This is a genomic window from Streptomyces sp. SP18BB07, assembly GCF_036322545.1.
GTDB classification, from domain to species: domain Bacteria; phylum Actinomycetota; class Actinomycetes; order Streptomycetales; family Streptomycetaceae; genus Streptomyces; species Streptomyces deccanensis.
In genome coordinates this window covers 351,432-371,248 of record NZ_JAQYWT010000342.1, presented here as the reverse complement: position 1 = coordinate 371,248, position 19,817 = coordinate 351,432, and the positions used below count along the sequence as shown (strand labels likewise).

General features: G+C 71.4%; 14 protein-coding genes and 1 tRNA gene. 7 read left to right on the top strand and 8 right to left on the bottom strand.

Translation table 11 applies throughout. The features are described 5' to 3' along the window. Positions 1-285: 285 nt before the first annotated feature. Entirely contained in the window at positions 286-987 is a 702-nt protein-coding gene (locus tag PUR53_RS32785) for a hypothetical protein (RefSeq protein ID WP_329910650.1), read from the bottom strand. A 217-nt stretch (positions 988-1,204) separates the two neighbouring features. On the opposite strand from PUR53_RS32785, the gene PUR53_RS32780 reads away from it, so the two are divergent. Continuing rightward, complete coding sequence (locus tag PUR53_RS32780) at positions 1,205-3,247, top strand: NAD-binding protein (protein WP_329910735.1); 2,043 nt, start codon at positions 1,205-1,207, stop codon at positions 3,245-3,247. Between the two features lie 213 nt (positions 3,248-3,460). Here PUR53_RS32780 and PUR53_RS32775 read toward each other — a convergent pair whose 3' ends face one another. Together PUR53_RS32775 and rpmF are read right to left on the bottom strand one after the other, a co-directional pair. Further along, on the bottom strand, positions 3,461-4,630 hold the full coding sequence (locus PUR53_RS32775; RefSeq protein WP_329910648.1) for a GTP-binding protein: 1,170 nt from the start codon (positions 4,628-4,630) through the stop codon (positions 3,461-3,463). Positions 4,631-4,634: 4 nt separating this feature from the next. Then, positions 4,635-4,805: a 50S ribosomal protein L32 gene (gene rpmF, locus PUR53_RS32770; protein ID WP_033524576.1), complete on the bottom strand. Its 171-nt coding sequence runs from the start codon at positions 4,803-4,805 to the stop codon at positions 4,635-4,637. A 169-nt stretch (positions 4,806-4,974) separates the two neighbouring features. Between rpmF and PUR53_RS32765 the strand changes: the two genes are divergently transcribed. Beyond that, positions 4,975-5,958 (top strand): permease, encoded by a 984-nt coding sequence (locus PUR53_RS32765; RefSeq protein ID WP_329899686.1) that lies wholly within the window; start codon positions 4,975-4,977, stop codon positions 5,956-5,958. Further along, a complete protein-coding gene (locus PUR53_RS32760; RefSeq protein ID WP_329899687.1) occupies positions 5,955-6,740 on the top strand; it encodes a TIGR03943 family putative permease subunit in 786 nt (261 codons plus the stop codon). The genes PUR53_RS32765 and PUR53_RS32760 overlap by 4 nt, the downstream gene beginning before the upstream one ends. Before the next feature lie 280 nt (positions 6,741-7,020). Here the strand turns inward: PUR53_RS32760 and PUR53_RS32755 are convergent, their stop codons facing one another. Then, positions 7,021-11,532: an nSTAND1 domain-containing NTPase gene (locus PUR53_RS32755; protein WP_329910647.1), complete on the bottom strand. Its 4,512-nt coding sequence runs from the start codon at positions 11,530-11,532 to the stop codon at positions 7,021-7,023. A 687-nt stretch (positions 11,533-12,219) separates the two neighbouring features. Between PUR53_RS32755 and PUR53_RS32750 the strand changes: the two genes are divergently transcribed. Then, complete coding sequence (locus PUR53_RS32750) at positions 12,220-12,561, top strand: hypothetical protein (protein WP_329899689.1); 342 nt, start codon at positions 12,220-12,222, stop codon at positions 12,559-12,561. Positions 12,562-12,662: 101 nt separating this feature from the next. Then, on the top strand, positions 12,663-12,929 hold the full coding sequence (locus PUR53_RS32745) for a hypothetical protein (RefSeq protein WP_329899690.1): 267 nt from the start codon (positions 12,663-12,665) through the stop codon (positions 12,927-12,929). Positions 12,930-13,342: 413 nt separating this feature from the next. Here PUR53_RS32745 and PUR53_RS32740 read toward each other — a convergent pair. From PUR53_RS32740 to PUR53_RS32730, 3 genes are all read right to left on the bottom strand, one after another. Then, positions 13,343-13,416 (bottom strand) — tRNA-Pro (locus tag PUR53_RS32740). A 29-nt stretch (positions 13,417-13,445) separates the two neighbouring features. Continuing rightward, positions 13,446-14,279: a Pr6Pr family membrane protein gene (locus tag PUR53_RS32735; RefSeq protein WP_329899691.1), complete on the bottom strand. Its 834-nt coding sequence runs from the start codon at positions 14,277-14,279 to the stop codon at positions 13,446-13,448. Between the two features lie 150 nt (positions 14,280-14,429). Next, positions 14,430-15,359 (bottom strand): metallophosphoesterase, encoded by a 930-nt coding sequence (locus tag PUR53_RS32730; protein WP_239756363.1) that lies wholly within the window; start codon positions 15,357-15,359, stop codon positions 14,430-14,432. Positions 15,360-15,546: 187 nt separating this feature from the next. Here PUR53_RS32730 and PUR53_RS32725 point away from each other — a divergent pair, with 187 nt between their 5' ends. Continuing rightward, a complete protein-coding gene (locus PUR53_RS32725; protein ID WP_329899693.1) occupies positions 15,547-16,014 on the top strand; it encodes a GatB/YqeY domain-containing protein in 468 nt (155 codons plus the stop codon). Positions 16,015-16,485: 471 nt separating this feature from the next. Here the strand turns inward: PUR53_RS32725 and PUR53_RS32720 are convergent, their stop codons facing one another. Beyond that, positions 16,486-18,798, bottom strand: coding sequence for a transglycosylase domain-containing protein (locus tag PUR53_RS32720; protein WP_329910646.1), 2,313 nt, complete (start codon positions 18,796-18,798; stop codon positions 16,486-16,488). Positions 18,799-19,332: 534 nt separating this feature from the next. Here PUR53_RS32720 and wblA point away from each other — a divergent pair. Beyond that, entirely contained in the window at positions 19,333-19,671 is a 339-nt protein-coding gene (gene wblA, locus PUR53_RS32715) for a transcriptional regulator WblA (RefSeq protein WP_033524587.1), read from the top strand. The last annotated feature ends 146 nt before the right edge of the window (positions 19,672-19,817 follow it).

Genomic DNA, 19,817 nt, shown 5'->3' with positions numbered 1-19,817 from the left:
CTGGTGTCCTTCTAGGGTCGTCCGGGACCAGGACCGTCCGTCGACGCGGGCACGTGGAAGGCACAGGGCCGCACAGTCGCCTCCGGGGCGGCTGCTCTCCGCACAGCCGCCCTGCGCGCGGCCGGGCAGGCAGGCGTACGGGGCCGTGCGGACGTGCGCGATGCGTGGGAACGCGTCTGGTGGTCCGGCGGGGGTGGGAAGCCGGCCGTACGGCACGCGGGTGGCGGCGTACGGCCGAAGCCCGGGGAGCGAGCCGTGGTGGCTGCCCCGGGTCACCGGCTGTCGTCAGCTGACAGCGGTCCCGGCGGGCGGACCCCGAGAGGTGATCGCATGGACGAGAAGGAGCGAACGGGGCGCGCGGTCCGTATGGCCGCGCCGTACCCGGGGGCGCGGTCGCTCCGCCGCGACGGGCAGCGCGAGCGACAGCCGCAACGGTGCGGCCAGCCAGCCGGCCACGGCCCGCAGCAGGGCGAAGGCGGCGCGCTCGCCGTGCGCCAGCCAGAGACCGCACAGCAGCGCGGCCAGCAGATGCGCGGCGAACATGCCGGACGAGGACGCGGACGTGCCGTCCAGGAGGTAACCGGTGAGGTCCACATGGTCCATGTGACCGGCAGGGCCCATGTGGACGGTGTGATTCATATGGGCGGAGCCCATGTCCATGGCACCGCTCATGGAGCCGTCCGTGGCACCGCTCACCGGGGCCGTGCCCGCGGAGGCCGTGCTCGCGGAGACCGGCGGCTGTGCCAGTTCGAAGCCCCGGTGGAGGGCCGTCTGCGCGGCGACCACCACGGAGGTGATCAACGGGAGGCCGCGCTCGCGTCCGGCCAGGCACCAGCCGACCGCACCGGTCGCGGCGACCCCGACGGCCAGGGCCCACCAGGGGACATGACCACCGGACATCAGCACGTGGCCCAGGGCCGCGAGCAGCACACAGACGGCCGCGAACATCGCGGCGCGCGTCGTGCGCGTACCCCACCCTGCGGTCATGGCGCCCCATCCTCGCATCCGGACACCGCCGTCATCCCGTCCCCCTTGAGTACGGATGTCCACCCGTGGTCGCACTCACACCAGCAACTGTGATCCAGATCACTGAGGAACCGGCCGCGTCCATGCGGCAGTCTTCTGCCTCGTGGGGAGCCCTTCGCAGCACAACAGCCGTAACGGTCCAGGCCGACAGCCGGGCCCTGCCGACCCCGGCGCGCACATGGTCGTCTGCGGGGACGACGGGCTGGCGCACCGGCTCGCCGCCGAACTGCGGACCGTGTACCGGGAGCAGGTGACCCTCGTCGTGCCGCCCACCGCGAGGATCGCCCAGCGGCCCGTCGTCGGGCGCGCCCGCACCGCCGCCGCGCTCCTCGACCGAGTGACGGCGGTCGTCAACAGGGCGGCGGGCAACGGCGATCCGACCCCCGGCGACCGGACCGGCGACCGCACCGGCGGGACCGGGGAGCGGACCGGCGGCGCAACCGGAGAGCGGGGCGACCGGGGGGAAAGAGGCGACCGGGGCGACCGGGGCGGCGGCAGGAACAGCCCCCGGGACGGCGGTGAGCGGGTCCTGGAGGCCGGGGAAGCCACCGAGGCGGTGCTCGCCGAGGCCGGTGTGGAGCGGGCCGCCGCGCTGGCCCTGGTGTACGACGACGACGAGACCAACATCCGCGCGGCCCTCACCGCGCGCCGCCTCAACCCGCGCCTGCGACTCGTCCTGCGGCTCTACAACCGCCGGTTGGGCCAGCACATCGAGGAACTCCTCGACCAGGCCTCGGCGTTGGCGACGGCAGGCACCGCCGCCGACGGGGTCGACGGCTTCGGCGCCTCGACGACCGTCCTGTCCGACGCCGACACGGCCGCGCCCGCGCTGGCGGCGACCGCCGTGGCCGGAACCAGCAAGGTCGTCCAGACGGACGGGCTGATGCTCAGGGCCGTGGAACGCCCGCCGGGCCGGGCGGGTCAGGGCGCGGCGGGCCAGGGCTCGGGAGGCCAGAGCTCCGGAGGGCTGTGCACCCTCGCGCTGCTGTCGGCCACCACCAACGACCCCGCCGGAACCGAGGGTTCCGAGGGCAGCGGGGAACGCGGCCCCCAACTCCTGCCCGACGAGCGGGCGGTGGCGGAGGCCACCGGGCGCGGCACCGTCGTCCTGGACACCGTGCGCTACGCGGGACCCGCGCTGCCGCCCGGCCGTTCCGGCGGCGGTCCGCTCGGCGCCTTCGGGTCGCTGCTCTCGCGGCGGCTGCGGTGGTCCCTCGCGGGGATGATCGGGTGCGTGTTCGCCCTGGCCGTCGCCCAGATGGTGATCACCGGGGAGCATCCGCTCCAGGCGACGTACGCGACCCTCCTGGACCTCTTCGGGATCGCCGACCCCGCGACCGACCAGAGCGACTCCCGGCAGATCCTCCAGCTTCTCTCCGGCCTCATGGGCTTACTCCTGCTGCCCGTGCTCCTGGCCGCCGTCCTGGAGGCCCTCGGCACGTTCCGCAGCGGCACCGCCCTGCGCAAGCCGCCGCGCGGCCTGTCCGGGCACGTCGTCCTCCTCGGCCTCGGCAAGATCGGCACCCGTGTGCTCGCCCGCCTGCGCGAGCTGCACATCCCGGTCGTCTGCGTCGAGGAGGACCCCGAGGCGCGCGGTCTGGCCGAAGCCCGGCGGCTACGGGTGCCGGTCATCCTGGGCGACGTGACCCAGGAGGGCGTCCTGGAGGCCGCCAAGATCCACCGCGCCCACGCCCTCCTCGCGGTCACCAGCTCCGACACGACGAACCTCGAAGCCGGCCTGTACGCCCGTTCCGTACGCCCCGACCTGCGCGTCGTCCTGCGCCTCTACGACGACGACTTCGCCACCGCCGTCTACCGCACCCTGCGCGCCGCCCACCCGGGCGCCCTCACGCGCAGCCGCAGTGTCACGCACCTGGCCGCGCCCGCGTTCGCCGGGGCGATGATGGGGCGCCAGATCCTGGGCGCGATCCCCGTCGAGCGCCGAGTGCTCCTCTTCGCGGCCGTGGAGGTCCGAGGTCATCGGCGCCTGGAGGGGCGGACCGTCGCGGAGGCGTTCCGGGCGGGGGCGTGGCGTGTGCTGGCCCTCGACACGGCGGCGTCCGGAGATCCGGGTCCGGAACGGGCGCCCGGGCCGCCGCCGGGTTCGGGACTGATCTGGGACCTCCCACCCACATACGTCCTCCGGGCCGAGGACCGCGTGGTGCTGGCGGCGACGCGACGGGGGCTGGCGGAGCTGCTGGGGAGACGGGCGGAGGCGTAGTTTTTTTGGCCGTCGGTCGGCTGCCGCCCCGGTGGGGCTTCTCGCGCAGTTCCCCGCAGCCCCTGAAAAACAGGGGCTGCGCCCCATGCTTTTCACCCCGCAGCCCCGTCGCTTTCCAGGCCCGCAGGACCGTGGTCTTCCAGGCCCGCAGGGGCCTGGTCTTTTAGGGGCGCGGGGAACTGCGCGAGAAGCCCCACCGGCCCGCGGACGACCTCACCCGCAGACAACCCCGTGCACATCCCAAGCCGGGAACGGATCATCCAGGGCCACCCCACACCCGCCCTCGCCCTCGCACTCGCCCTCGTCCCCCGTCACCAGACACCCGGCGAGAGCCGCCCGCAGCGCATCCCCCCGCAACCCCGTCCCGATGAACACCAACTCCTGCGCGAACGGGGCCTCCTCATCCTGCGCCGCCGTCGGTTCGAAGCGGGCCACCGACCCCGCCTGGGACCACAGCCCGACGACCCCCGGCCGCCCGGCGAGCGTGAAGAACCCCTTGGACCGCAGCACCTGCCCGAACGCACCGCTGTCGAGCCCCTCGGTCACGAACTCCCACAACCGCCCGGGATGAAAGGGCCGTTCGGCGCGGAAGACCGTCGACGAGATGCCGTACTCCTCGGTCTCCGGCACATGCTCCCCGTTCAGCTCCCGCACCCACCCCGGCGCCTGCTGGGCCCGCTCGAGATCGAACGCCCCCGTACCGAGCACCTCCTCGACCCGCACCCGCCCATGGCTGACCGGCACGACCCGCGCCGCCGGATTGAGCCGCGCCAGGGTCGCCGCGAGCCGCTCGGCGGTCGCCGTGTCGACGAGGTCGAGCTTGTTCAGCACGATCACGTCGGCGAACTCCACCTGGTCCATGAGCAGATCGCTCACGGTGCGCTCGTCGTCCTCGTACTGGTCGAGCCCCCGCGCCACCAACTCGTCCCCGCCCGCGAGCTCCGGCAGGAAGTTCACCGCGTCGACGACCGTGACCATGGTGTCGAGCCGGGCGAGATCCCCGAGCGTGGCCCCGTCGTCGCGCGCGAAGGCGAACGTGGCCGCGACCGGCATGGGTTCCGAAATCCCGGAGCTCTCGATCAGCAGGTAGTCGAAACGTCCCTCCCGCGCGAGCCGGTCCACCTCCTCCAGCAGATCGTCGCGCAGGGTGCAGCAGATGCACCCGTTGGTCATCTCGACGAGCCGCTCCTCGGTGCGGGACAGCGCCGCCTCGCCCCCGCGCACGAGCGCGGCGTCGATGTTGACCTCGCTCATGTCGTTGACGATCACCGCCACCCGCAACCCCTCACGGTTGCCGAGGACATGGTTGAGCAGGGTGGTCTTGCCCGCGCCGAGGAACCCGGACAGGACGGTGACGGGCAGCCGCTCCCGGAGCGTGGTCACGGCCTCAGCCCTCGGGGTGGATGAGCCCGCGCTCGTACGCCTTCAGCAGCCGCTGCGGTACGAGATGCGTGGTGCCGTCGACCGTGAACGGCACCAACTGCGGTGTGCTCGCCTTCCACTGGGCGCGACGGTGGCGGGTGTTGCTGCGGGACATCTTCCGCTTGGGTACGGCCATGGGGTCCTCCTCCACAGGGTGATGGACCGGAACGCTACATGAAAATGGATCCCATTACTAAAAATGCGGTCCAGGGGCCGTGAGCAACCCCGGGCCGGGCGCCGTATGGGAGGAAAGGGTCGAACAGGCCCGCTCAGCGCAGCCGTTCCCTACGGAGGTACCGTCCCCCGTGGCCACAACCAAGGAAGAAGCCCCCCACCGCGGGCGGCATCTCGACCCACCCCTCCTGCTCACCATGCTGCTGGTCCTCGCGGTGGTGGCGCAGGCCCCGCTGCGGGGCCTGCTGTCCGCGCCCGTGACGCAGAGCTGGATGACCGTGTTCGTCGCGGTGGTCGTGCAGGCCCTGCCGTTCCTGGTCATCGGGGTGCTGCTGTCGGCGGCCATCGCGGTGTTCGTGCCCGCGTCGTTCTTCGTCCGCGCGCTGCCGAAGCGGCCCGCCCTCGCGGTGCCGGCGGCGGGCGTGGCCGGGGTGGTGCTGCCGGGCTGCGAGTGCGCCTCCGTGCCGGTCGCGGGCGCCCTCGTACGCCGGGGTGTGACGCCCGCGGCGGCGCTCGCCTTCCTCCTCTCCGCCCCCGCGATCAACCCGATCGTGCTGACCGCGACCGCCGTGGCCTTCCCCGGAAACCCCGAGATGGTGCTGGCCAGGCTGGTCGCGAGCCTGCTGGTGGCCTGCGCGATGGGCTGGCTGTGGCTACGGCTGGGCCGCGGCGAGTGGATGCGTCCGCCGGAGCGGCCGTCCTACGAGGGCCAGGGCAAGGGCGCGGCCTTCTGGGGCTCGGTGCGGCACGACGTGATGCACGCGGGCGGCTTCCTGGTCGTCGGCGCGATGGCGGCGGCCACGCTCAAGGCGGTCGTCCCGGCGACCTGGCTGAACGCCGCCGCTGACAACCCGGTGATCGCGATCGTCGCTCTCGCCGTCCTGGCCGTACTGCTGTCGATCTGTTCGGAGGCGGACGCGTTCGTGGCGGCCTCCCTGACCCAGTTCTCCCTGACCTCCCGGCTGGCCTTCCTGGTCGTCGGTCCGATGATCGACCTGAAACTCTTCGCCATGCAGACCGCCACCTTCGGCCGCGCCTTCGCGCTCCGCTTCGCCCCCGCCACCTTCGCCCTCGCGATCCTGGTGTCGGCCCTCGTCGGGGCGGTGCTGCTGTGAACCGCCAGGCCCAGACGGTTGTCCTCTTCCTCACCGGCGGAGCCCTGCTGCACGCCGGCTTCACCGACCTCTACCTCCGCTACGTCAAGGCCGGCCTGCGCCCCCTCCTCATCGGCGCGGGCATCGTCCTCATCACCGCCGCCGTCGCCACGCTCTGGTACGAACGCCGGGCGCGCCCCCAGGAGCGCCAGGCCGAGCCGCACGCCCCCGCCGACGCACCGCACGCCCATCCCGACGAGTCGCGCGCCCATGCCGACGAGCCGCACCCCCACCGCGAACCCCGGGTCTCCTGGCTCCTCGTCCTCCCCCTCCTCGCCCTCGTCCTGGTCGCCCCGCCCGCCGCCGGCTCCTACACCGCGATGCGCACCGGCACGGCCCTCCAGGAACAGCCCTGGGGCTATCCGAAGCTCCCCGCCGACGGCACCCTCCGCCTGAGCGTCGCCGACTACGCGGGCCGCGCGGTCTACGACAAGGGACGCGCCCTCGCGGGCCGCCCGCTCAAGGTCACGGGCTTCCTCGCCTTCGACGACTCCGGCACGCCGTACCTGGTCCGCATGGCCCTCAACTGCTGTGCCGCGGACGCCCAGCCCGTCAAGATCGCCCTCACCGGCGAACTCCCCGCCGTGCTCCAGCCGGACACCTGGATCGAGGTCACCGGCACCTACACGCCGAAGCGGACCGAGGACCCCCTCAACGGCACCGCCGTCCCCTATCTCAGCGTCACCGCGACCAAGCCGGTGAAGGCACCGCAGGACCCGTACGACGAGGCCTGGAACGGCTGAGACCGGGGGAGGCGGGGGGAGGCGGCGGGGGAACGCGCCGAGGGCATGAAGCCGAGGGCATGAAAGGGCCCGGTCGCTGGCGACGGGGGATGCACCAGCGACCGGGCTATGGCCAAGGCTAACAAGGCTGTTCGCGGGACGGGAGCCGACTGGTCGATAGCGTTGACAAGTTGTGATCGGGATCACGCGGGTCCACGGGCCCGTCCACCTCGCCCCCGGTCCCCTGCGGATGGCCGGAACCGACCGGGGGATATCCGCGAACTCCCTGTTCAGCGGCCTGTCAGGCACCCTCGCACGGCGGCTCGTACGACAGCCGCGGCAAGTACTCGTCCCACTTCTCCCGCGTGAGCACCCCGCGCGTCGTCGAGCAGATGTGCCGTACGGCGTCGTCGACGTCCAGGTTCCACAGCCGTACGGTGTCGGCGCCGCTGGAGACCCCGAGCATGTCGCTGTCCGGGCTGAAGGACAGGAACTGGCCCGTCTTGGCGTTGGGGCTCATCGCCCGGCCGATGGGGGAGGCCTCGGCGGGGCTGGACACGTCCCAGAGGTGGACGGTGCTGTCGTTGCCGCCGCTGGCCAGGGTCTCGCCGTCCGGGCTGAAGGTCAGCGAGACGATCGCCTCGGTGTGGCCGACGAGCGGGGCGCCCAGGCGTGTCGCCTCGCGCGGGTCGGAGACGTCCCAGAGCCGGACCGTGTCGTCACCACCGCCACTGGCCAGCGTCCTGCCGTCCGGACTGTAGACGAGGTCGCTGACCGCGCCGCGGTGAGCGGTGAGCGGCCCGTCGAGACGCCGGGACCGGGCCGGGTCCGCCACGTCCCACAGCCGGATGGTGCCGTCCGCGCTGCCGCTGGCGAGCGTCCTGCCGTCCGGGCTGAAGACCAGGGCGAGGATGTAGCCCTTGTGCCCGGTGAGGGGCTTGCCGAGCGGGACCACCCGGGAGGGGTCGCGGACGTCCCACAACTGCACGTCGTGGTCGCCGTAGGAGGTGGCCAGGACCCGCCCGTCCGGGCTGTACGCCTGCGCGTCCGTGTACCGGATCCGCAGCGGCAGCGGCGACCCCCGCAGGAGCGGGCGCGCCGGGTCGCTGACGTCCCACAGATACAGCGCCCGGTTCCCGGCCACGATCGAGAGGATGCGCCCGTCGGGGGAGAACGACAGGGAACGGTTGCCGCTGTCCTTGAGCGTGAACGCCTTCCCCAACAGCACGGGCCGGCCGGGCTCCGCCACGTTCCACAGCCGGATCCGCCCGTCCCGCCCGGCGGTGGCCAGCACCCGCCCGTCCGGCCGGAACACCCCGTTCCGGCCGACCATGTCCGAGGTCGGCACCGACCACAGCCGCACCTTGCTGTCGCCGCTGCCGGTGGCGAGGGTCCGGCCGTCCGGGCTGAACCCCAGGGCGAACATCTCCCCGCTCGCCCCGGCCAGCGGCTCGCCGACCTGCGACGGGTACGCGGGGTCCGCCACGTTCCACAGACTCGCCGTGCTGTCCGCGCTGGCGGCGGCGAGCGTGCTGCCGTCCGGGCTGAAGGCCACGGACCAGATGGGGCCGGTGTGCCCGGTGAGCGGCGCGCCCAGCGCACGCGCCCGGCGCGGCTCGGCCACGTCCCAGAGCCGGACGGTGTTGTCCGAACTGCCGCTGGCCAGCGTCCGCCCGTCCGGACTGAAGGCCAGCGAGTGCACCAGGCTCGTATGGCCCTTGAGCACGGGGCCCACCGTGCGGGGCGCACGCGGATCGGCCACGTCCCACAGGCGGATCGTGTTGTCGTCGCCCCCGGTCGCCAGCGTCTTCCCGTCGGGCCCGAACGCGACGGCGCGTACGGGAGCGCTGTGCCCGGTGAGCGGCTCGCCGAGCGCCGTCACGTGCGCCGGGTCGCTCACGTCCCACAGCCGTACGGTGTGGTCCTCGCCCACGGACGCCAGGGTCTCCCCGTCCGGGCTGAAGGCGATCAAAAAGATCGTGCCGTCGTGCCCGTCCAGTGGTGCGCCCAGCGCGCGCGGCGCACGCGGGTCCCGTACGTCCCACATACGGATCGTGCCGTCGTCACCGGCGCTGGCGAGCGTACGGCCGTCCGGCGCGAAGACGGCGCTGCTCACCCAGCTGGTGTGCCCGGTGAGGGGCCTGCCCAGGGCCTTGGCCCGGGACGGGTCCGCCACGTCCCACAGCCGTACGGAACGGTCGTAGCTGGCGGTGGCGAGGTACTTCCCGTCGGGGCTGAAGGAGGTGAGGTAGACGGCACCGCCGTGGCCGAGAAGCGGGGTGGCCAGGGGCGCGTTGACGATGGAGACGAGCCGGTTGCCGGTGCCCTCGTCGTCGGGCCGCAGATCGTGCGCCACCAGGTCGAGCTGGGCCGACAGCGACGGATCCGAGTACTGGACCCGATCGGCCTGGGCGACCACCTGCTCGAACACCGCGTCGTTGCGCTGCTGCCAGGCGACCACCGCCGAGCCGACGGCCACCAGGGCGAACGCCACCAGCGCCGCCACGGCACTCCGCCGGATCCGGACGGTACGCCGGCGCAGCCGGACGGAGGCGGCAAGGAATTCCACGGCGCTACGGGTGAGGAAGACGCCGCCGGAGTCGCCGGGGTCGCCGGGGTCTGCGGGGGTGCCGCCGGAGTTTCTGGGGTCGCCGGTGCCGTTCTTTCCCCCGGCGCCGCTCTTCGCCGCTTCTCCGGTGCCTGCCTTGCCCCCGGTACCTCTGGTGCCCCCCTTACCGCCGCTACCCCCGGCGTCCACGGTGGACTTGGCCCAGGTGTGCGCCTGTTCGAGCCGCGAACCCCGGTAGAGCAGCGAGGAATCGCGCCCGGAGTCCTCCCACGCGCGGCCGTCCTCCTCCAACCGCTGCCGCAGCAGATGGTCGTTGCGGCCCTCGTCGATCCACCCCCGCAGGCGCGGCCAGGCGTGCAGCAGCGCCTCGTGGGTGATCTCCACGGTCTCCGCGTCCAGCGTCAGCAGCCGGGCGCGGGCCATCGCCTCCAGCGACTCCTCGGTCTTGGCCGGGTCCGCCGAGCCGTCCGCGAGCTGCCGCCGGGTGCCACGGCGCCGGGTGGCCTGGGTGTCCTCGCCCAGCCGGACCAGCCGCAGCAACAGCAGCCGAGCCGCCGAACGGGCCGCCGGGTCCAGCCCCGACCAGGCCCGCTCGGCGGTGGCCGCCACCGCGCCCTGGATACCGCCGGCCGCCCGATAACCGGCCAGCGTCAACCGGCCCGCCTTCCGCCGCTGCCATGTCACGAGCAGGGCGTGCGACAGCAACGGCAGCACGCCCGCGTCGTGCGCCCCGCGCGGCCCGTCCGCGCTCACCTCGCGCACGATCAGCTCCGCCAGCCCCGGTTCCAGCTCCAGCCCCACGGCCTTGGCCGGACCGGTCACCGCCTCCCGCAGCTCCGCCGTGGTCAACGGCCCCAGCACCATGTGCCGGTGCTGCAGGGCGTCCGCCAGTTCCGGATAGCCGAGGCACTGCTCGTAGAAGTCGGCCCGCACACCCAGTACGACGACCACGGGCGCCGCCCCGCCCCGCGCCCCCGGCGTGCACGCCGCACTGAGCACCTGCACGAACGTCCGCCGGTCGGCCTCGTCGGAGGAGAGCGTGAAGGTTTCTTCGAACTGGTCGACGATCAGGACGGGGCGGGTGGGGTTGGGGGTCGAGGTGAGGGCGAGGGCTGGGGTGGGCGTGGGGGGCGGGGTGCCCTGGGGCAGACTGCCGTCGACCGGGCCGGCGCTGTAGTCGCCGCTGCGGCTGCGGCGGCTGCTGTCGCTGGCGCTCTCGGTCTTGCCGCTCCCGATCGTGCTGCCACCGCCGCTGCTGTTCCCGCTCGTGCTGTCCTCGGTCGTGCTGCCCCCGGTTGGGGCACCCCCGCCGCTGCCGTCGCTCCGGCTGCCGCCGCCCCTGGTCTCGCCGCCGTGGCGTTCGCTGTCGCGTCGCCGGGCCCACGCGGCGAAGGCCTCCCGTACCGCCTCGGCGAACATGGGCGTACCGGGCTCGTACGCGGCGGACACGACCTGCCGCAGCTCGGGTATGTGCCGGGTCAGCTCGCCGACAGGATCGGCCCCCGGCACGAGTTGGAGCACCTCGCCGCCCCTCCGCACACCGGCCGGCCCCGCGCTCCCGAGCCTCGCGCTCCCCTGGCCGCTGTCGACTTCCAGGGCGCCGCTGCGCAGGGCGGGCACGAGCCCGGCATTGAGCAGGGAGGATTTCCCGGCGCCCGAGGCACCCACGAGCATCACCAGGCCGCCGGTGCGCCCCGCAGCGCGCAACTGCTCGACGAGCGCGTCGGTGCTCCGCTCCCGCCCGAAGAACCAGCGGGCGTCCTGCTGTCGGTACGAGGCCAGCCCCCGGTAGGGGCAGACGCCACCGGGGAGGGGCGACCCCTCGCCGGGAGGTTGCTCGTCCATGGCGGCGCCGGACGCGGAGGCCCCGGCGGTCGAGGTACCGAACGCGGAGTCCGCCGGGCGCTCCCCGGCGGGATCGGCCAGGGCCCGCTCCCAGAGCCGCTGCCACTGGGCCATGTCGTACAGCCCCTTGGACACCGGAACGGGCCGCGCCCGCCGGGCCTCGGGGATCAGCACCTGCAGGACGGCGGCGAGGGCGGCGAACTGCGCGGGCACGTTCCGGGCCCGTCGCCAGTCACTGATCCGCTGGGCCGAGACCCGCACGGGGCGCCCGCGCTCATCGACCCGCTGGAGTCGGACGACCGACTCCGAGACGCTCTTGAGGGGAGGATTGCCCGCTTCCTTGTACAACAGCGCGAGACGTTCCGCGAAGGCCGTGCGTGCCTCTGAGTCGTGACTCAAGGCATCTACCCCTTACCTTCCCCCGCTACGTGGACATCCGGACCGGAAAACTCACCTTGCTGGTCTGACCTGCGGAAATGCCGTCACCGGACACCGGAGCCCTCCTCTCCCACCACCCCCGACTGGCAGGATCAGGCCCAAGCCGCCCACGCCGGTGCACGGCCCTCAGGGCCCACCGGCGTAGCGCCCGCAAATCCGATCCATCATGCCGCACGCTTCCGGCCACCCTCAGCGACGCCCCCAGCCACAACCCCCTCGATCCACGTCCCCAAGCGCGGATCGACACCCCCGCATCGTTCGGCACCGGTCCCCACGTGGGGAGGGACCGGTGCCGAACGAAGCGGCATCAAGGCGCAGTCGAGGAATGGGTGCTACCGGGCCATCCGCACGGCAAGTGGCACGGGGCCCCAGGGCGCCGGGCCCACCCCCGCGGCACCCGGCCGGAGATCGCTGTCCCGCCGCCATGCGCGACCAGAACGTCCGCACCGTGGCCCAAACGGACAGGCGACGACGGCCACGCACCGCCGAAAGCAACCATCGACGAGGCACGACCTCCCACGCCCCCACTCCCTCCCCACCTGGGAACCGCGCACGGCACAACCACTGTCGTGTCCTGTCGTGCACACAGCTGAGCCGAGATCCACCTCCTGCCTCCCCTGGGCGGGTTCCGCATTCCTCGGAGCCACGATGGGTGGCGTCGCCTGGTCGCTGACCGTCTGGGCGCGCGCGTACTGCGACGCGGGCTACGACGCAGGCGGCCGCTTCGAACTCAACTTCCTGCTCCCTCTCATGGTGGGCACCGAAGCACTCGTGGGCCTCGCGACGTGGGCCATCGGCCGACGCCTGTCGCTACACGCGCCAAGGACGGTCCGCGCCGTACTGCCGACGCTGCTGGTGGTCATCGCGACCACGGCCCTGGCATGGTGGCTCTTCGCAACCCGAGGAACGATGGACGGCTACCCCGCCGACTCGGGCCTCTGCCCCACAAGCAACATCCCACCCCAATGGCCCAACTGGATCCCCGCCTGACCACCAACGGCTGCTTCCATGGGCAGTCTCGCTCCCTCGGCGCAGAACGGCCCGCACGGAAGCCCCAGTTGGCTGGACCGCCTCCATGTCAGGATGAGGGCATGCAGCCCGTAGACGTGCACAGCAATCTGCGCTCCCTGCTCAACGAGTGGGATCCGATTGGCGTCGCTGATCAGGTCCAGGACGAGTACGACTGCCTCATCGCTCCCCTCCTCACCCGTCTGCACGCGGGATCCGGACCGGCAGTGATTGGCGAGTTCCTGGGGTCCGAGCTGGAAGATCACTTTGCTCTCGACCCTCAGCCACAAGAAGTCGACCAACTGGCGAACAGACTTGTGACCTGGTGGTCCACGGGCGGCCCTGCGTGAAGACAGGTCGTCGGAGTCTCGATGGTTGAGGCAAGACATATTGATCGGCCTTGGACGGCCCAAAGACGGCGCAGCTTTGCCCGGTAAGGGGCCGCTCGGCTGACGGCCGACACCCTTGTCCCGGCCTCAGGGCCCTCGCCTGGGATCACGTCTTCCTGAAGGGCGTCCCGACTTCGGACATCAAGACTCGGAAGTTTCGGCTTCGCCGTCCCGTTGGCAAGCCCTCGCTGCTGTCTACGCGTCACCGAGGAGGTCTACCGGAAGCAGATTCGGCCCGAGATCCAGACTTGCGCCGTCGTCATGAACAGCATCTTCAAGCGCGACCCGAAGCGTTAGTCACGCAGTTAGACACGCAACACAAATCAGGGCCGGCTACTCACATGAGTAGTCGGCCCTGACCTGGTGTTTCACTGTCGGGGTGGCGGGATTTGAACCCACGACCTCTTCGTCCCGAACGAAGCGCGCTGCCAAGCTGCGCTACACCCCGATTGTCGCTGCTTGTCGCGGCGACGTCGTTTACTTTAGCCCACCGGTGGCCGGAGACGAAATCCGGTTTTCGGGGTGGCGGTCAGGGCGGTCGGGGCGCCCTCGGCGGGGGTGTACGGGGTCGGGGCGGAGGTGGTCGACGACGACGAGCAGGAGGGCGACGGCGCAGAAGGCGAGGCCTAGGAGGAGGGCGTTGCCGAGGGCGCCCTTGTAGCCGTGGCGGTCGACGTCCAGGAACGGGTAGAGGTACGGGGCCGGCCAGTCGGTGGTCACCAGGGACGCACGGCCGAGCGTGCACGCCAGGTACACCATCGGGTAGAGCAGCCAGGACGCCGCCTGGATCAGGCGCGGCGGGGACGGGCGGGTCAGCAGCAGCCAGTCCGCCACCACCGCGAGGGGGATCACCGTGTGGAAAGCGAGGTTGGTCAGGGCCAGCCAGCCGGTGGGGGTGACCGGGGCGCCCGTCGACGTCATCGTCATGGAGAACGTCGCCGGGTCGTTCGCCAGGAGCAGGTGGTACACCAACGCCGTGATCACGGCGTAGAGGACCGTGCCGCCCGTCACCGCGGACGGCAGGGGGCGGCGGGCCGACCAGTCGCGGCGGGCCGAGGCGGCGAAGACCAGTGCCACCAGGACCGTGCTCTGGACCGCGAAGTGGCTGAGTGCGCGCAGCGGGCTGCCCAGCACCATCTCGGTCACCACAGCCGCTGCCGCCGCCAGTGCGACCAGGGCGCGGAACGTCCCCGCGAGGGGGCGTCGTGACGGTGCCACCACCGCCGTCGCCGGGACGACGGACGTCACTGGAGCGGGGATGCCCGAGATCGCGGGCAGGTCGGGGATGTCCCTGGGTATCGGTGCGGTCATGCGCTCACGCTAAGTCGACCGGACCAAACGGGCTATCCGGGGCGATCCGTACGGGTGGCGTCAGGCCCAGAGGTGTTCTGCACGTCAAGCACCACCAGGTGGTTCCTCGCCTGCCAGGTGGTTCCTCGGCTGGGCGGCCCAAACCCCGGGCTACCCCTCCCGTCCCACCAATGTCAGCAGCGAAGCCTCCGGCGGGCACGCGAACCTCACCGGGGTGTAGCGGTTCGTGCCGCAGCCGGCGGAGACGTGCATGTAGGCGGTGTGACCGTCGGCCGTGTGGGTGGAGAGGCCCTTGACGCGGTCCGTGTCGAGATCGCAGTTGGTGACGAGGGCGCCGTAGAAGGGGACGCAGAGCTGTCCGCCATGCGTGTGGCCGGCGAGGATGAGGGGGTATCCGTCGGCGGTGAAGGCGTCGAGGCTGCGGAGGTAGGGGGCGTGGACGACGCCCAGGGAGAGGTCGGCGGAGTCCGACGGACCACCGGCCACCCGCGCGTACCGGTCCCGCTTGATGTGCGGGTCGTCCAGGCCGGTCAGCTCGACCGACATGCCCTCGATCTTCAGCGTGCCGCGGGTGTTGGTGAGGTTGAGCCAGCCCGCCCCGTCGAAGCCGTCCCGCAGGTCCTCCCACGGGTTGTGGATGGCGCCCACCACCGGCTTGTTGCCGTTCAGACCGTGTCGGCCCTGGACCTTCTCCAGGAGGTAGCGCGCGGGGTTGCGCAGCTTCGGGCCGTAGTAGTCGTTGGAGCCGAAGACATAGGCGCCGGGGAACTCCATCAGCGGGCCCAGCGCGTCCAGCACCTCGGGGACGCCCTCGGGGTCGGAGAGGTTGTCCCCGGTGTTGATCACGAAGTCGGGGCGCAGCCCGGCCAGGGACCGCAGCCAACGCTGCTTTTTGCGCTGCCCGCTCACCATGTGGATGTCGGACACCTGGAGTATGCGCAGCGGACGCATGCCCGGTGGCAGCACCGGCACCGTCACCCGCCGCAGTCGGAAGGAGCGGGCCTCGAAACCCGCCGCGTACACCACACCGGCGGCACCGACCGCCGCGATCCCCAGAGGTACTCCGTATCGCGCTCGCATGTGTCCATCGTGTCAGACACCGCCGAGCCCGAGCGCCCGCCTGTGGATAACCATCGCCCACCACCGCCGATCGTCACCGATCGTCAACTCGCCCTGTGGACAACCCACTCCGGCTTCCGTACCCGATCCGCACGCACCAGCGAAAACGAGGCGCGCTTCTCGCGCCGCACCTGCGACAATCGACGCCATGACCACGCTCAAGTCGAAGCTGCAGGAAGACCTCAACGCCGCCATCAAGGAGCGCGACGAGCTCCGCTCCTCGACGCTCCGGCTGACCCTCACCGCGATCACGAAGGAAGAGGTCGCGGGTAAGGAGAAGCGTGAGCTCTCCGACGACGAGGTGCTCAAGGTGATCACCAAGGAGGCGAAGAAGCGCCGTGAGGCCGCGGATGCCTTCGCCCAGGGTGGTCGGACCGAGTCGGCCGAGCGGGAGAAGGCGGAGGGCGAGCTCCTCGCCGAGTACCTGCCCAAGCAGCTGTCCGACGAGGAGCTGCGGCAGATTGTCGTGCAGGCCGTCGAGGAGGTGCGGGCCGCCGGCGCCGAGGGGCCGCGCGCGATGGGCCAGGTCATGAAGATCGTCAACCCGAAGGTGGCCGGGCTCGCGGAGGGCGGCCGAGTCGCCGCCATCGTCAAGCAGCAGCTCGCGGGCGGCTGATCACCCCACCGGCTCACGTCGGTCGCCGCCGTCAACTGCCGGGCCCACAGACGTCCGGTGGGCCCGCCGGTTCCGCTAACCCCCGCCCAACCCTTCCGGCGTCCGCCTTACTCTCCGGCGTCCGCCCGGCCTCCGGCGCCCACCTGACCCTCCGGCGTCCGCCTTACTCTCCGGCGTCCGCCCGGCCTCCGGCGCCCGATCGGCCCCACCCGGCCCTCCGGCTCAGCTGACCGCCAGGCCCACCAGCCGCCTCCGGTCGACGGTCAGGCCCACCGCCTCCTCCGGTCGACCGCCCGGCCCACCGGGGCCCGAGCGGCCCCCGCCCACCCAGCCCACCCCAACGGCTTCCTCCAGCCCTCCCACACGACGGCGGTGGGGGCGCCCCTTCTTCAGGGACGCCCCCACCGCCGTATCTACCGGTCCACAGCCATGGCCGTCAGCTGACCCCAGCCCCGTCCCGCGTGCCGCCCGTCACCCGAAGCCGCCGCCGCCGTTGCCGTTCCCGTTGTTCCCGCCGTTGGACTGACCCTGGATCCAGTTCTCCGGGATGCTGAAACCCGGGTTCGGGAACGTCGTCCCGCCGTCGGTGCCGCCGACGAAGCCGTCGTCGTCGCCGTCACCGTCACCGTTGCCGTTGTCGTCGCCGTTCCCGTTTCCGTTCCCATTGCCGTCGTCGTCGTCCCCGCGGCCGCGGTCCGGCCGCTCGTCGGGGATGAAGACGCGGTTGAAGCTGGGGGTCGGCTTGCCCTCCAGCGCGCCGGACATCATGTCGCGCCAGATCGGGCCGGGGACCTTGCCACCGAAGACCTTGTCGTGCCATTCGCCGCCGATGGTGATGTTCACCATGCGGCGCTTGTGCGCGGGGTCGCCGACCCAGACGGCACCGGCCATGTTCGGGGTGTAGCCCACGAACCAGGCCGCGTACCGGAAGTCGGTCGTACCGGTCTTACCGGCGCTGGGCCGGCTGCTGAGACCGGCCTCCCTGCCCGTACCGTCCTCGACCACGCCCTCCAGCAGCGTGTTGATCGTGTCGGCCGTCTTCTCCGACATGGCACGCGAACACGTCGACTTCGGAACTTCCAGCGACTTCGACTTGTCCCCGATCCGCTGGGTGATCGAATCGATGGCGACCGGCGTGCAGTACATGCCGCGCGCGGCGAAGGTGGCGTACGCGTTCGCCATGGTCAGCGGGGACATCTCCTGCGTGCCGAGCGCGATCGACGGGGCCTGGTCGATCTTGCGGCCGTCGGCCCGCTCCACGCCCATCTGCTTGGCCATCTTCGTCACCGGGCAGATGCCGATGTCCGCGATCATCTGCACGAAGTACGTGTTGACCGACAGCGCGGTCGCCTTCTGCATCGAGTACGGGCCGACCTCGCTCGCGCTCTCGTTCTCGAGCTTCGCGGCGTTACTCCCGGTGCCGTTGCGCCAGGTGCCGCCGTCGCAGGTGGAGATCGGGCTCGGGTACGCCATCTCGTACGGGGCGGAGTAGATCTTCCCCGGGGACATGCCGTCCTCGATGGCCGCCGCGGCGACGATCGGCTTGAACGTCGACCCCGGCTGGTAGCCCGCTCCGCCACCCATCGACTCGTCGACCGAGAGGTTGATCGACGTCTCGTTCTTCTTGGTGTCCAGGCCGTACGGCCTGGACTGGCCCATGGCGAGGATCTTGCCGGTGCCCGGCTCCACGATGGTGGCGGCGGTGGCCACCTCGTCCTTCTGCCGGACGTGTGCCTTGACGGAGGCCTGGACCGACTTCTGGGCCTGCGGGTCCATCGTCGTTCGGATCGTCAGACCGCCCTGGTTCCAGATCTTGGCCCGCTTCTCCTTGGTCTTGCCGAAGATCGGGTCGTTCAGGAAGATCTCGCGGACGTAGTCGCAGAAGAAGCCCGCGCCCTTCACGGCGGTGATGCAGCCGTTCTTCGGCTTGCTGATGTCGAGGCCGAGCGGCTTCTCCTTGGCCTTGTCGGCGTCCGTCTGCGAGATGTCGCCGACATCGGCCATGCGCTGCAGCACGGTGTTGCGCCGCTTGGTGGCCTCCTGCGGGTCGTTCACCGGGTCGTACCGGCTGGGCGACTGCACGATGCCGGCGAGGAGCGCGGCCTCCTCGACGTCCAGGTCCTTGGCGGACTTGGAGAAGTAGCGCTGGGAGGCGGCCTCGACGCCGTAGGCCTGCTGGCCGAAGAACGTGATGTTCAGGTAGTTCTCGAGGATCTTCTTCTTGCTGAGCTCCTCCTCGAGCTGGATCGCCTTCTTCAGCTCGTTGATCTTCCGGCCGAGGGTCTGCTGGGTGGCCTGGGCGACCAGCGTCGGGTCGTCACCGGCCTCCTCCACCGCCACGTTCTTCACCAGCTGCTGCGTCAGCGTGGACGCGCCCTGGGCGACGCCGCCCTCCCGCGCGTTGCGGTTCAGCGCGCGCAGGACGCCCTTCAGGTCGACCGCGCCGTGCTGGTAGAACCGGGCGTCCTCGATGGCGATGATCGCCTGCTGCATGTACGGCGAGATCTCCTTGAGATCGACCACCGTACGGTCGCGGCTGTACACCGTGGCGATCGAGTCGCCCTTGCTGTCGAGGATCGTCGTGCGCTGGCTCAGCGGTGGCTGCTTGAGGTTCGCGGGGAGCTCGTCGAACCCCTCGACGGAACCCTTGGCCGCCAGCCCCAGGGCGCCGACCGCGGGCAGCGCGATGCCCGCCATGACGGCACCGGCGAGCACGCTGACACCTAGGAACTTGGCGGCCTGCTGCGTGGCGGACAGACCACCACCCGAGCGCTTGTTTGGCATGGAGGCAGCCTAATCCGTACCCATGACCGTTCCGAAGGAGCAGGTGGGTCCGGCGGGGTACGGGTGCCGGATCGTGACATCTGTCGCCCAGGACGCGGCCGGCGCCGGGGCGTGAAGAGAACATGAGCAGTTGTCTACGTTCTCATTTGCCGGACACGCGCGCAGGCCTTGGCCTAAGCTGCTCTCAACTGTCACAGCCATAGGCCCTTGTATCAAGTACGTCCAGCGAGCCCGAATCGTTCTGACGTTCTTCCGATTTTTTTTCCGGTGCCGTGTCCGAATCCACCTCGTGTGTCATTCGGTGTCCGTTGTGACGCATGTCAACTATCCCGCTATGACGGGATAGTCACGTATGTCCTCAGGTCACTCCCGCGGGTGATCTGCCGCTTACGCATAGTCCGTTCGGGCCATTCAAGATTGGGCCCGAAGGGGGTGTTGCGCTGTGCCCACCTTCCGTAACGTCCTCAACTGGCGGCGGTGAATATGCCGCTGCCGCCGTGGGGGAGCCTCGATTCGGGAGAGGACGGCGCCGGTATGGGCTGGGTAACCGACTGGAGTGCGCAGGCTGCCTGCCGCACTACCGATCCGGATGAACTGTTCGTTCAAGGAGCAGCGCAGAACAGGGCCAAGGCGGTGTGCACCGGATGCCCGGTGCGGACGGAGTGCCTGGCGGACGCGTTGGACAACCGCGTCGAGTTCGGCGTGTGGGGAGGAATGACGGAGCGCGAGCGCCGCGCACTGCTGCGCAGGCGACCCACTGTCACTTCATGGCGCCGGCTCCTTGAGACCGCGCGCACGGAGTACGAGCGTGGCGCGGGGATTCTGCCGCTCGACGATGACGAGATGTACGAGAACTACGCGGCGGTGAGCTGAGGGCGAGGCCCCTTCCGGGCCACGTCGGTCGAGGGCGCCCTTGAGGTGTCGGCGCGTCGGGCAGGTGTGCCGGCTCTCGGGTGCCCCGAGACGTGGATCGGCCTTCGGGCAACGGACAGTTCATCGGCCTGCGGGCCACGGACGGC

Coding starts and splice junctions, on each gene's coding strand:
- PUR53_RS32785 (WP_329910650.1), bottom strand. CDS start 987: ATGACCGCAGGGTGGGGTACGCGCACGACGCGCGCCGCGATGTTCGCG.
- PUR53_RS32780 (WP_329910735.1), top strand. CDS start 1,205: ATGGTCGTCTGCGGGGACGACGGGCTGGCGCACCGGCTCGCCGCCGAA.
- rpmF (WP_033524576.1), bottom strand. CDS start 4,805: ATGGCCGTACCCAAGCGGAAGATGTCCCGCAGCAACACCCGCCACCGT.
- PUR53_RS32750 (WP_329899689.1), top strand. CDS start 12,220: ATGGGTGGCGTCGCCTGGTCGCTGACCGTCTGGGCGCGCGCGTACTGC.
- PUR53_RS32745 (WP_329899690.1), top strand. CDS start 12,663: ATGCAGCCCGTAGACGTGCACAGCAATCTGCGCTCCCTGCTCAACGAG.
- PUR53_RS32735 (WP_329899691.1), bottom strand. CDS start 14,279: ATGACCGCACCGATACCCAGGGACATCCCCGACCTGCCCGCGATCTCG.
- PUR53_RS32730 (WP_239756363.1), bottom strand. CDS start 15,359: ATGCGAGCGCGATACGGAGTACCTCTGGGGATCGCGGCGGTCGGTGCC.
- PUR53_RS32725 (WP_329899693.1), top strand. CDS start 15,547: ATGACCACGCTCAAGTCGAAGCTGCAGGAAGACCTCAACGCCGCCATC.
- PUR53_RS32720 (WP_329910646.1), bottom strand. CDS start 18,798: ATGCCAAACAAGCGCTCGGGTGGTGGTCTGTCCGCCACGCAGCAGGCC.
- wblA (WP_033524587.1), top strand. CDS start 19,333: ATGGGCTGGGTAACCGACTGGAGTGCGCAGGCTGCCTGCCGCACTACC.